This window comes from Spirosoma sp. 209, from assembly GCF_002006735.1.
Classification (GTDB): domain Bacteria; phylum Bacteroidota; class Bacteroidia; order Cytophagales; family Spirosomataceae; genus Spirosoma; species Spirosoma sordidisoli.
The window spans coordinates 40165-52240 of sequence record NZ_MVEC01000002.1 but is presented as its reverse complement, the minus strand read 5'-3'; the positions used below and the strand labels follow the sequence as shown (position 1 = coordinate 52240).

Here is a 12076-nt window from a genome sequence, read left to right as displayed (position 1 = left end):
CATCAGAACGCATCGGTATTACCCGTAAACATGGCCGCCAGAGTCTGTAGACAAATAGACACATCGAGCAGCGGAGAGGCTTTCTGGATGTAGAAGCGGTCGTAACGAACCCGATGCTTCATCATGAGCGGGTTCATTACCGCCCCCCGATAGCCACGAACCTGGGCCAGCCCGGTAATGCCTGGTTTCAGATCATACCGGCGAGCGTATCCGGGTAGCTTATACCAATATTGGGCGTCGAGCTCGATTGGGTGGGGGCGGGGACCTACTAAACTCATATTGCCCAGGAGTACGTTCAGAAACTGGGGAATCTCGTCCAGATTGGTTCGGCGGAGCAGTCGGCCCAAAGGCGTAACGCGCGGATCGTCGGGAGAGGCCTGCCGGAACGGATGGTTATGCCGGGGGGCAATGAACATAGTTCGGAATTTATAGCAGTGAAACTGACGCCCATTTCGACCCGACCGGATTTGCACAAACAGAGCCGGACCTGGTGAGGAGAGGATAACGGCAAGGCCAATGATGGGCATGAGCCAGCTCAGCACAAAGACGATTATGAACAAGCTGATCGTGAGGTCGAATACCCGTTTTCCCCAATAGCCAGACGAGCGGGTATCGGCGTCAGCAACGGCATGGCGCTTTCGGGAGTAGGTTTTTATCGTATCAGTAACCATGAAGATCGAGGTTAGGCATTGAGTTTAAACCGACTTAAGAATGTCTTTTTCTTCACCGCTTCGTACTGGTACCGGTCGCTGTTGTAGCCACCGTAGCTGTAGTAATTGGCGGCATCATTCCTGACCGCATTGAGTACGATGTTGAGTTTGTTAAATCGTTTTTCGCGGTACAGCGACTCCACCATCTTGAGGCAGTTTTTGGGGGTTACATCATGCCGGACGATGTAGAGGGTAGCGTCGGCGAAAGGGGCGATCAGCTGCGCATCGGTTACCAGCCCAATGGGGGGGGCATCGATAAGGATATAGTCGAAATGCTGGCGCAGATCATGAATCAGCTTTTCGAGCCGGGGCCCTGCCAGCAGTTCCGAGGGGTTCGGAGGCAGGGTGCCGCTGGTAATGATCCAGTAATTTTCGTTGTTGGGCAGCGGATTAACGATTTGTTCCAGGGTTGTTTCGCCGGTTAGGTAGTCGCTTAGACCCAGTCCGTTGGGGTAGTTAAGTGATTGGTGCAGGCGCGGTTTCCGTAGGTCCATCTCCAGAATGACCGTACGCAGGCCCATCAGTGCCAGACTGGCCCCCAGGTTGAGCGAGATGAACGACTTGCCTTCACCCGAAATACTAGAGGTGAACAGCAGTACCTGACTGCCACCCCGACTGTTTCGCAGGTAATTCAGGTTGGTGCGCAGGGTTCTAATCTGTTCAGCAATAACCGTTTTACTGCGGGCGCCCACTACCAGCGCTTCTACCTGTTTCTTCCGGACAATCTCCCCAAGAATCGGAACCTGCGTCCCCTCCTCAACATCTGACCGGCGGATGACGCGGTTGTTGATGGCATCATATACCGAGAAGGCCAGTACGGGCAGCAGCAAGCCCGCCAAACCGAAAAGCAGATAGATCAGCTGCTGATTGGGTTTTACCGGTTTCGTATCCGTGCGGGCAACGTCAACAATACGCGAGTCAGAAATGACCGACGCGTAGGATACCGCGGTCTCTTCACGCTTGCGCAGCAGGTAGGTATACAACTCGTTTTTGATAGCCTGCTGACGGGTAATGTTCATCAACGTCCGTTCTTTGGCCGGAATCGTGCGGATGGTGCCTTCCAGTTTCCGGTTGTTGGCCTGAAACTGTTGCTGAGCGCTACTCAGCATATTCCGCATGGTGCTGACGTTTTCCGAAATGCTGGTTTTGAGGGATCGGAGCTGGCTGTTGACGGTCTGCATTAGCGGGTTCCGCTCCGAGGTGGTGCGGGCGAGGTGTTCGCGCTGGGTTTCCAGCCTGGTGAACGACTCAATCAGGGCCAGCAGGGTAGGGTCGGTAAGGCCCAGCGTGGCGGGGGTACCGCTGCGGTATTCGGGCTGGCTGTTGATGTAGGTTTCGATGTCGCGTAGGGCCTCGAGTTGGATAGTAACCTGGCTCAGGTTGGCGTCGTTCTGCTGGGCCGTTTCGAGAAATCCTTTGGCCTGCGTACCCAGATCGGTAATGCCCTGCGACGATTTATATTGTTCAACCCCTTTCTCAACCGTTTGTAGTTCGCCGGAAACCAGTTGCAGCCGGTCATCAATGAAATTAAGTGTATTGGACGCGACCCGGTTCTTGTCCAGAATGGATGCTTCCGTATACACATCGATCAGGCGGTTCAGCAGAGCCTCTCCTTTCTGAGGAACCCCCGTTTCGATGGTCAGCATAATAACCGTCGATGCTTTGCTGGTCGGTTCGGCCTTCAGGAGTCGCAGCAGATCGGTAACTACCCGGGAGCGGGGGTTTACCTGCACCGAAATGGGTTCGGTACGAGCCGAAACCGGCTGGGGACAAAAAAAACGAAGTCGACCGTAAGGCGTCTGTACACTGGTATTCAGGGGATAGGTGTGGTCGTCGAGCTGAATGCTCGTTGCGTTCAGAAACGTAATCCTGAACGGTTCGTCGCGGTATAAATCGGCTGTGGGTTGTTCAACGATCAGCCGGACGGGTGTCCACTGGTATATTTCTCGCTGGCCGTAAGGCGTATCCTTAAAATAACTGATCTCCAGGTTGAGCTGCTGAACTACTTTGTCCATCAGGGTGTAGGACTTCAGAATTTCGATTTCGTTTTCGACTACTTTTTTGGGAGCGAAAATCTCCAGCTCTTTAAGGATGTTGTCAGAGTCGAGCCCTTTTTTTTCATCTTTAATGAGCAGGCTGGCCTGACTCCGGTAAACCGGTTGCTTGAACCGCAGGTAGATAAAGGCCACCAGGAGCATGAGGCTCACTGCAAGTGCGAACCAGTACCAGTGCCGCAGGTACCGCATCAGGTGCGCACGGAGGGCATTATCGGTATCCATAACCTGATACGGAACGTATGAATACGGAGCAGTTTTCGACATAACTGGTGGGTTAATAGCGACCGGTGAATATGATGGCGATGAAGGACAGGGCGCTCAAGACCGCAGGTACTAGCAGATAGAAGCGATCGGCATTGGCAACGCGGGCCTTGCCAGGCTCAACGTAGACGATATCATTGGGATGCAGATAATAATAGGGGGATCGGAACAGGTGGCGCTGGGTCAGATTGATGCGCGTGAAGGTTTTGCGGCCGTTTTCATCCCGAATTACCAGCACATTATCCCGACGTCCATAGATCGTAGCGTCGCCGGCCAGGCTCAGCGCTTCGATAATGGTTATCTGGTCGTTTGGAATCGTAAACAGCGAGGGACGAGCCACCTCGCCGAGTACCGAAATGCGGAAATTTTGATTTCTGACGTTGACAGTCGGCTCCTTGAGATAGGCGGTAAGCTTCTGCCGGATCAGCGCGCTGCACTCCGCAACCGTCAGCCCCGCTACCGGCACTGTACCGACGAGCGGTAACTCGATAGTGCCGGCAGGAGACACCAGGTAACCCGCCATCTCGGGCAGACCGGCTGGGGTGCCTGGCTGAGTACGCCCATTGTTTGTCTGCATGAGCGAGTAGGGGTTGAAGAAGCTACTGGCCTCCTGATTCAGGCTACTCACCTGTATAGCGAGCACATCGCCGGGCCCCAGCCGGGGAACGTAGGTTTCTGCCGCCTGGATAGCACTCTTTGCGCCCGAGTCATCCTGGAAATAAACGATTTGTTTGGGAGACACACAGCTGCTACACAACCAGACCAGACTGATAAGGCAAGCCGAAACCATACTCAGCCGAATAGAGCTATCTATTTGATTGGTCTGACTAAAAGGGTAAAACATTCTGTGAATGATAAGTAAGTAGGCAGTAATACACCATACATAGCTTCGTTAACTTTTTAGCCAGTAGAAACGGATTTGTTCTGGCTGGATAAGGTGGTAATGAACGACTTGCGTGATGCGTTATTCGGTGGATTGATAAAGTTGGCGGCTACAGAAATACAGGCCTTGCAAATGTTATACCAGTCGATTAAAATAGTTTGTTATGTTTCTCATCGCTGCAGCGTGTTTTGCTCAATTGGTGAGACGTTATTTTTAGACAGGGTAACTTTATAGATAGATCGTTTCTCGCTGGAAAAAAAATAGCAAAAGGCTTATCTAGAGATATAATTGGGTGTACGCCAGAAAGTTATTGCATAATGGTAGGTCGATGGATTTGCTTGCTTTGGAAGAATTATTGAAAAGAATACAAGTGATATATAATCTAAAGAGTAAGGTGGATTGAGGCAGAGAGGGATAAATAAAAAATAAGGCGTCGAACTATATTGAGTTCGACGCCTTATTTTTTGGGTGTTAATTGAGGGTAGATAGGGTGCCAGCTGGATAATTAAAAATGCGGCTGTTTTACAAAAATGTATTTTAAAATATAGGATATATTATACCTTATAAAGTTGGTATAAATTCAAGATTAATATCGGCGTCTTTACCGTCGACAGGCGCTTTCTGGCGAAGAATTAATTTAGTTCGATTCAGCTCGACAATTGGGAAATTGCCGGTAAAGCCCGTTACAACAACATCGATAGACTTACCGTCGGGGGCCAGCGTCCAGGTTCCTCCGTTCACGACCGTATTGGATTGGTTGGGGTCCAGGGCGCGCACGGTACCGTTCGACCGGAACTGCATGTTCAAATTAAAGAGTACCTGGGTGGCCAGATTCAGTCGGCCAACGGTAATATTCTGGCCGTCTACCGTTGTCACACGGTTGGTACGCCAGTTATTGGCAACCAGCAGGTCGGCCTGCGCACCGGAAGGGGTGGTCCCTTCGTCATCCTGGCAAGCGGTCATTCCTGTGCTCAGCAGGCTGATTAGAACGATGAACCGAAGTAGTAGGGGAGAAACTTTGAACGTTTTCATGCTGATAAAATGAATAGGGCAGCGAAATGAAATAAACCTCTTCTTCCTATAGAACGAGTAAACGGGGCTGGCCTGGGGTTAAAATTCAGTAGTTTTGCTCAAAACTCAAGCAATGCGCGTCCGAATTGGCTTTTTCTTACTGTATGCTCTGTTCTGGGCGGGTACCAGTAGTCCGGCACGAGCCCAGCAGCAGTGTGCTGACCGGCTGACGTTCACGCCCGTTAGCCAGCCCAATCGGATTGAGTGGGACAAGTTTCCGGCCTTCTCCCTGCCGTTTCCCGTTATTTATGGCGGCCCACGCTTTGGCGACACCAAAGGCAGCCCGCTTCAACACGGCTTCAGTCATATCGATCAGATTGCCGACAGTGAATTTGGTACGGTGGTTCAGCCCCGGCAGCGGGCCATCGTCTATTACGGCGTAGCCAGTCTGGCCAATCAGCCCTGGAGCGAGATCGACAGCCCCTGGGCAAATGACCTGACGGCCTACCGGGCCAAGTGGAATCAGTGGCTGCTGGAGGTGTCGGGTGGGCAGCGCAATGCGGCCGGTAAGTACGTCATTCTGGCCGACCGGCTGACGCTGGATGTGGAGCGTATTGCTGAAACCGATACCCGGATTCTTCGGCTTAAGCAAGACAGTCGGGTACCCGCGCAGTACCGCAATCTGTCCGATGCTGCCTTTGTAGCGGCCTACAGGCTGGCCATCCGGAATCTGTACGCCGAAGCCGCACGGTATCTGCGCCAGAACGCCGACCTGTCGGCCATTCAGGTTAGCAGCTATGCCGATACGCCCATCCTGAATACCTACCTGAATGTGCCGACTTTCAGCTGGTCTGACTGGACAACCAACCTGAGCCGGGTCAACTTCCTGGTCAAAGATTCGACCGAACAGCGGGTCGGTGGACCCTTTTATGAGCAGCTTACTACGCTCTCGCCATCGGCGTATTATTTTTACGATTATCCCAACGCGCTGGCTCCGGATTACCTGGCTTATCTGCTCTTCCATGTAGAGGTCAACCGCGCCTGGAGCAACAAGCCGGTAGTGCCCTGGGTCTGGCTGCGCTACCACGATACGTCGAACAGCCCGATGCAGTTTATTCAGCCCTTTATGGCCGAAGCAACCGCCATCTTTCCGTTTTTCTCCGGTGCGGCCGGGTTGTGGCTTTGGGAAAATCCATCGCTCGAGCGTACCAGAACCGATACCTACGCGGCCTACGAGCATTTTACCCATGGCCTCTACCGGTTGTCGCGCTTTGCTGACCAGTTTCAGGGGAATTATGAACTGGTCATCGAGACCCCCGCCCGCGACCTGATGGACCGGCAGCAACCAGTTTGGCGCGGGGTAGTGAAAAACAACACCATACTGATTGCAGCCCAGAATCCCTATGCTACCGACGGAGCCAAAACCAGCCTGACCGTACGCTATAAAAACACCTGGCAGCGCACCATCGAACTGACGGGCCGCGACGTCTATCTGTGCCGCTTCGATATGGGGGTGGTCACGGCCGGCGAGCCGGTTGCGCCTGCGGTCGAGGTGTTCCCGAACCCGACCGCCACGGAACTAACCGTTCTGCTGAGTCAAACACCCGCTGCCGCTACGGAGTTGGTACTACAGACCACCGCTGGCCGGATAGTAAGCCGGCAGCCAGTGCGGACCGCCCGCGAAACGATGAATGTAGCGGCCCTGCCCGCGGGTCTGTATGTTTTACGGATCACCAGCGAATCGGGTAGCCAAACCCGAAAGGTGATCATCACCCGATAACCGGCGGAAGTGACCGACCACTTCGCCCAACGCTATGCCGAATCAACTTCAGTACGAAACCAGTCCTTACCTGCTGCAGCACGCCAACAACCCGGTCGACTGGTATCCGTGGGGTGAAGAGGCCCTCAATCGGGCGCGCGACGAAGACAAACCCATTATTGTCAGCATCGGCTATTCGGCCTGCCACTGGTGCCATGTCATGGAGCGCGAATCGTTCGAGAAAGAGGTTGTGGCCCGGGTCATGAACGAGAACTTTATCTGCATCAAGGTCGATCGAGAAGAACGCCCTGATGTCGACGCTATTTATATGGACGCCGTCCAGGCAATGGGTGTACAGGGTGGGTGGCCCCTGAACGTGTTCCTGATGCCCGACGCCAAACCGTTTTACGGGGTAACCTACCTGCCTCCCCAGAACTGGGTCAACCTGCTGGGGAACATCAGCGACGCCTTCGCCGAACACCGCGACGATCTGGCCAGATCGGCCGAGGGCTTTGCCACCGAACTCAATCTGTCCGACGCCGAACGGTATGGGTTGAAAGAGGCTGACCCCCTCTTTGCGCCCGAAACCCTCGACGGATTTTACCGGAAAGTGGCCGTTAAAGCCGACGATGAAAAAGGGGGTATGCGCCGGGCACCCAAGTTTCCGATGCCCAGCATATGGCGGTTTCTGCTGCGTTACTACGCCGTTTCGGGCAACGAAGGAGCCTTGCGCCAGACTACCCTCACCCTCGATCGAATGGCGCTGGGCGGCATATACGATCAGCTGGGGGGCGGTTTTGCCCGCTACTCGACGGATGGCGAATGGTTTGCGCCCCACTTCGAGAAAATGCTGTATGACAACGGGCAGTTACTGACGTTGTATGCCGAAGCCTACAGCCTGACCCAAAAGCCACTCTACAAACATATCGTTTACCAGACCATCGCCTTTGCCCAGCGCGAACTGCTCAGTCCGGAGGGCGGCTTCTACTCGGCGCTCGATGCCGACAGCGAAGGGGTAGAGGGAAAATTCTACACATTTACCCCGGCCGAGCTGCGCGAAACGCTGGGGTCCGATTACAGCTGGTTTGCCGATATGTACACCAGCACAGACGACGGAAACTGGGAGCACGGCCGCTCGATTCTGCACCGCACCGAAACCGACGATGCCTTTGCCGAACGTATGGGCTGGTCGCTGGCCGATCTGAATGTGCGGCTGGATGCGGCCCACATCCGACTGATGCGGCTGCGCGACGAGCGCGTCCGTCCCGGTCTGGACGATAAAATCCTGTGTTCCTGGAACGGGCTGATGCTGAAAGGGCTGGCAACTGCCTATCGCGTATTTGGCGAACCTGAGTTTCTGACGCTGGCGCTTCGGCTGGCCTTTTTCCTGCTCAGAAACATGCGCGACGCCCGCAATGGTCGGCTCTGGCACACGTACAAGAACGGCCGCGCCCGACAGGCTGGTTTTCTGGACGATTACGCGGCCGTGATCGACGGGCTCCTGGCTCTCTATCAGGCCACGTTTACCGAAAGCTGGCTGCAGGAGGCCGATCAGCTGACCCAGTATGTGCTGACTAACTTTGCCGACGGCAATCAGACCGATGGCGCTGATGATCTTCTCTATTTCACCGACAAAAATGGCGAAGAGCTTATTGCCCGCCGTAAAGAGCTGTTCGATAACGTGATTCCGTCGTCGAACTCGATGATGGCCGAAAACCTGTACACGCTCAGTCTGTTGCTGGATCGCCCCGCTTACGCCGACCGGTCGGATCGCATGCTGGGACGTGTTCAGCCGTTGGTACAGCAGAACGCCGATTACCTGACCAACTGGGCCGCGCTGTTCGCCCTCCGCACCAAACCGACCGCCGAAGTGGCCATTGTCGGCCCCGATGCTGACCGATTTCGGGCCGAGCTGGACGCGGCTTTCTATCCAAACAAAGTCCTCTGCGGTACCACCGGCCGAAGCGAGCTGCCTCTTCTGCACCAGCGTGGGCCGGTAGATGACCAGACCACCGTTTATGTCTGTTACAACCGCGCCTGTCAGTTACCCGTTACATCGATCGATGCGGTATGGGGGCTGCTGCATCAGGTACAATAACTACCAACAGGTAAGTATACCGGTCAGTAAATCAGGTAAATAAACTGATTTTTATCATGGCATACCGTTTCAGCAAGTAAGTACATTCGGCTGGTAATCAGATCAAAGAGAGCTACATGAAGCGTTCCTGGGAACGATAGGGTAGCTTCTCACGGGTCCCATTACCTGTTTAGAACCGTCCTACAAGTATGAACACTACCATGATTTCCAGGCCTATTAAACGCTATCTGGGCTTTTTGCTGCTGCTGGGCTGGCTGGGCTGCACCGACCATCGCGATTCAGGCGTATCGCCTGGGTCGGCCGCTGTTCGGTTACGGGTCAAAACACTGACGCTGGATCTTCCCGATGGGCTGGCTAAAGTCAGCGCGTTCAGTTACGACCCCCAGGGGCGGCTGAGTGCCATTAAGACCTACCAGTCGCCCGACAGTACCGTCTCGGATGTCGAGTACAGCAGGTATCAATATGACAGTCAGAACCGGCTAGTCCAGTTGCGGCATGAGGTAGTCAGGCGGACCGATACGGGTAAGCCCAATCCCGTAGAGCAATACACCTATACTTACAATGGGCTGGGCCAGGCCGAACAACTGGCTTACCTGAATGGGTTTACGCTGACGCTTAATTACAATGCGGTTGGTCAATTGATCAGCAGCCAGCGGGAGTATACATTCCGGAGTTTTCGGCTAACGGGGGCCGACTCGTTTACTTACACTGGAAATAACGTGACAGAAGTAAACAGCAGCCGCTTCTTCACTACAACCACACGCTCAACCAGATCGTACCGATACGACGATAAGATCAATCCGTTTTATGGTGTCTTTATCATTCCGGCTCCCTACCCGGAAGGGTTTGCCGACCCCGTAATAAAGCCCACGATCAACACGTATTTTGGCGGGCTCGATAATCTGCTCAATTTAAACCAGAACAACGTCGTCAGCGAAACTTCGACCTTTAGCGGAACCCTGAACTACGAGTATCAGTACAATGCCAATAATCTGCCCATATTACGTCGGGTTGTGAATCCGAACAATGGGCAGGTGCTGGAAACGCTGCGATTCGACTATGAAACCTACTAGATTGATTCGTCCAGGTACCGGTGGTTAGTACTTATGGGGCATGATGAGCTAAAAATACCTAAAGAGGTATGCGAGATCTGCCCTGACGTATAGCTAGCAAGCGGTAATAAGTGACTATTTAATACCGGTTACCTTTCTGCTTCCTATAACTTTCTTTACTCTTCTAAACCAACCATGAAAACACATGAACTACTCAGCTATTTAGTCCTGCCACTCCTGGTAGGCTGGCTGGCCGCCTGCAATGATCATGTTAATCCGTCTACACTGCCCGGTTCGGCACCTGGGCGGTTGCGGGTTAAAACCATTACACGGGAATCGCCCAATAACCCAACTTCGGTTAGTGCGTTTCAGTACGATGGGCAGGGACGGCTGGTACTGATTGTCGGCTATTTTTTGCCCGATAGCAGTGCGGCACCGGTCGAAAATACGGTTTATCAGTATAATGCCCAGAACCAGCTTACCCAGGTTCAGCGGACCATTGTCAGGCGGGGAAGCGGGTCTGAGACCTATACTCTGAACTACAACGGAGCCGGGCAGGTATCCGGACTCGTGCACCAGCCATCCACGTTCAGCCTGGGACTGAGCTATCTGCCAAACGGCCAACCAAGCGGTTATTCCAAAGGTATATCGGTGGGAGGCCTGAGTTTCAACGGCGGGGGTGGATTCACCTTTACCGGCTTCAACCTGACGCAGACCACGGAAAATTATAATGTAATTCGGTTAGGAGGGCCTTCTATCCCGGTTGCTTCCCGGTCTTCCAGCACAAACTACGCCTACGACGACAAAATCAATCCATTCTACGGGGTGTTTATTATTCCTGCACCAGGCCTGTTTGGACCTTCGCCTGTTTCGGGATCGTTTGGACCCTACTATACCTTATACGGAGGAGTCGATAATCAGTTGAACCTGAGTCAGAATAACCCGACCCGCAAACAGGAAAACGTAACAAGTTCATCATTCGTTGGGGACATACAAACAACCTACACGTACACCTACAACCCATCATACCAGCCCATCAGCCGGGTGTCAACCGTTAGCAGTGCCATAACCGAAACGCTGACTTACACCTACGAATTGTACTAAAAGGCACCGCTACCCGCCCCAGGCAGTCAGAACCAGGGAACGGGAACCACCATAATCACGGTGCTCACCCAGGTATATACCCTGCCAGGTGCCCAGATTTAACCGCCCGTTCGTGATCGGAATCAGGACCGAATGGCCCAGCAGCGCGGCTTTCAGGTGAGCGGGCATGTCGTCAGCGCCTTCGTAGTTGTGCCGGAAGTAAGGCGCATTTTCGGGGACAGTCCGGTTGAAAAAACTTTCGAAATCCTGCCTGACGGTGGGGTCGGCGTTTTCGTTGACGGTCAGGCTGGCCGAGGTATGCTGGATGAAGACCTGCAGCATACCCTGGTTCAGCTGCCCGAGTTCGGCGGCAAACTCGCGTTCAATGATGCGGGTAATCAGGTGGAAGCCGCGCGGAAAGGCGGGTAATGATATAGTCCGTTGAAACGTAGCCATACAGTTGCTACATAATGCGCTCCGAGTTCTCGCTGACGAAGGCGCCCCAGGCCCCTTTTTTGTTTTTCTTGCCCGGCGCTACGGGTAAGGCGTTCTCGTGAAAATGATGGCAGACGGCAATGGCCAGCGCGTCGGTAGCGTCGAAGAACTGGGGGTTCAACTCTTCCTTGAGCAGGTGGCCGACCATATGGGATACCTGGTCTTTGCTGGCATTCCCGTTTCCTGTTACCGACTGTTTGATGCGCCGGGGAGCGTACTCGACAATCGGAATATTGCGCGACAGAGCAGCCGCCATAACGACCCCCTGCGCCCGGCCCAGCTTCAACATGGCCTGTACGTTCTTGCCAAAAAAGGGATCCTCAATGGCCATCTCGTCGGGCTTGTGTTCTTCAATAAGCCGAATGATGGTTTCGTATAGTTTCTGAAGCTTCAGCTGGTAGGTACTATATTTGCTCAACTGAACAACGCCATACTGAATCATCCGCATGACGCCCCCCTGCACCGAAATGATGCCGTAACCGGCCACCTGGGTACCGGGATCAATGCCTAGAATGATCTTCTCGGGCAGTACAGTGGCATTTTTTGCGGTGATGATCATAAGAGGTGTCGGCGTTGTGCGTTTCACAAAGTAACGTCTTCTTATACGTTTTGTCGCTTAAACCATCTAAAAAAATCGTACTGGGGCTAAAAATCGCCATCCTGGCTG

The 12076-nt window shown here is 53.6% G+C and carries 10 protein-coding genes; 4 read left to right on the top strand and 6 right to left on the bottom strand.

What is annotated here, in order from left to right; genetic code table 11:
* Positions 1-2: 2 nt before the first annotated feature.
* The 4 genes from B1C80_RS03430 to B1C80_RS03415 all read right to left on the bottom strand — a co-directional run bounded on the left by B1C80_RS03430 (position 3) and on the right by B1C80_RS03415 (position 4943).
* The gene (locus B1C80_RS03430; RefSeq protein WP_077919669.1) at positions 3-671 is read right to left on the bottom strand and encodes a sugar transferase; all 669 of its coding nucleotides are present in this window, start codon (positions 669-671) and stop codon (positions 3-5) included.
* A gap of 11 nt (positions 672-682) precedes the next feature.
* Complete coding sequence (locus tag B1C80_RS03425; RefSeq protein WP_077919668.1) at positions 683-3031, bottom strand: tyrosine-protein kinase; 2349 nt, start codon at positions 3029-3031, stop codon at positions 683-685.
* 10 nt (positions 3032-3041) lie between these two features.
* Entirely contained in the window at positions 3042-3770 is a 729-nt protein-coding gene (locus B1C80_RS03420; protein ID WP_236648593.1) for a polysaccharide biosynthesis/export family protein, read from the bottom strand.
* 702 nt (positions 3771-4472) lie between these two features.
* On the bottom strand, positions 4473-4943 hold the full coding sequence (locus B1C80_RS03415; protein ID WP_077919666.1) for a hypothetical protein: 471 nt from the start codon (positions 4941-4943) through the stop codon (positions 4473-4475).
* 112 nt (positions 4944-5055) lie between these two features.
* Between B1C80_RS03415 and B1C80_RS03410 the strand changes: the two genes are divergently transcribed.
* The 4 genes from B1C80_RS03410 to B1C80_RS03395 all read left to right on the top strand — a co-directional run bounded on the left by B1C80_RS03410 (position 5056) and on the right by B1C80_RS03395 (position 10935).
* On the top strand, positions 5056-6702 hold the full coding sequence (locus B1C80_RS03410; RefSeq protein WP_077919665.1) for a T9SS type A sorting domain-containing protein: 1647 nt from the start codon (positions 5056-5058) through the stop codon (positions 6700-6702).
* 34 nt (positions 6703-6736) lie between these two features.
* Positions 6737-8779, top strand: coding sequence for a thioredoxin domain-containing protein (locus B1C80_RS03405; RefSeq protein ID WP_077919664.1), 2043 nt, complete (start codon positions 6737-6739; stop codon positions 8777-8779).
* Positions 8780-8967: 188 nt separating this feature from the next.
* Positions 8968-9852, top strand: coding sequence for a hypothetical protein (locus B1C80_RS03400; RefSeq protein WP_077919663.1), 885 nt, complete (start codon positions 8968-8970; stop codon positions 9850-9852).
* Between the two features lie 174 nt (positions 9853-10026).
* Positions 10027-10935 carry a hypothetical protein gene (locus B1C80_RS03395; RefSeq protein WP_077919662.1) on the top strand — a complete coding sequence of 303 codons (909 nt, stop codon included), beginning with the start codon at positions 10027-10029 and terminating at the stop codon, positions 10933-10935.
* A 9-nt stretch (positions 10936-10944) separates the two neighbouring features.
* Here the strand turns inward: B1C80_RS03395 and B1C80_RS03390 are convergent, their stop codons facing one another.
* Together B1C80_RS03390 and ruvC are read right to left on the bottom strand one after the other, a co-directional pair.
* Positions 10945-11370 (bottom strand): secondary thiamine-phosphate synthase enzyme YjbQ, encoded by a 426-nt coding sequence (locus tag B1C80_RS03390; protein ID WP_077919661.1) that lies wholly within the window; start codon positions 11368-11370, stop codon positions 10945-10947.
* 7 nt (positions 11371-11377) lie between these two features.
* Positions 11378-11968 carry a crossover junction endodeoxyribonuclease RuvC gene (gene ruvC, locus B1C80_RS03385; RefSeq protein ID WP_077919660.1) on the bottom strand — a complete coding sequence of 197 codons (591 nt, stop codon included), beginning with the start codon at positions 11966-11968 and terminating at the stop codon, positions 11378-11380.
* Positions 11969-12076: the final 108 nt, after the last annotated feature.

Bases quoted from the DNA above. Each gene is read 5' to 3' on its own strand.
- B1C80_RS03430 (WP_077919669.1), bottom strand. From the start codon at position 671: ATGGTTACTGATACGATAAAAACCTACTCCCGAAAGCGCCATGCCGTT.
- B1C80_RS03425 (WP_077919668.1), bottom strand. From the start codon at position 3,031: ATGTCGAAAACTGCTCCGTATTCATACGTTCCGTATCAGGTTATGGAT.
- B1C80_RS03415 (WP_077919666.1), bottom strand. From the start codon at position 4,943: ATGAAAACGTTCAAAGTTTCTCCCCTACTACTTCGGTTCATCGTTCTA.
- B1C80_RS03410 (WP_077919665.1), top strand. From the start codon at position 5,056: ATGCGCGTCCGAATTGGCTTTTTCTTACTGTATGCTCTGTTCTGGGCG.
- B1C80_RS03405 (WP_077919664.1), top strand. From the start codon at position 6,737: ATGCCGAATCAACTTCAGTACGAAACCAGTCCTTACCTGCTGCAGCAC.
- B1C80_RS03400 (WP_077919663.1), top strand. From the start codon at position 8,968: ATGAACACTACCATGATTTCCAGGCCTATTAAACGCTATCTGGGCTTT.
- B1C80_RS03395 (WP_077919662.1), top strand. From the start codon at position 10,027: ATGAAAACACATGAACTACTCAGCTATTTAGTCCTGCCACTCCTGGTA.
- B1C80_RS03390 (WP_077919661.1), bottom strand. From the start codon at position 11,370: ATGGCTACGTTTCAACGGACTATATCATTACCCGCCTTTCCGCGCGGC.
- ruvC (WP_077919660.1), bottom strand. From the start codon at position 11,968: ATGATCATCACCGCAAAAAATGCCACTGTACTGCCCGAGAAGATCATT.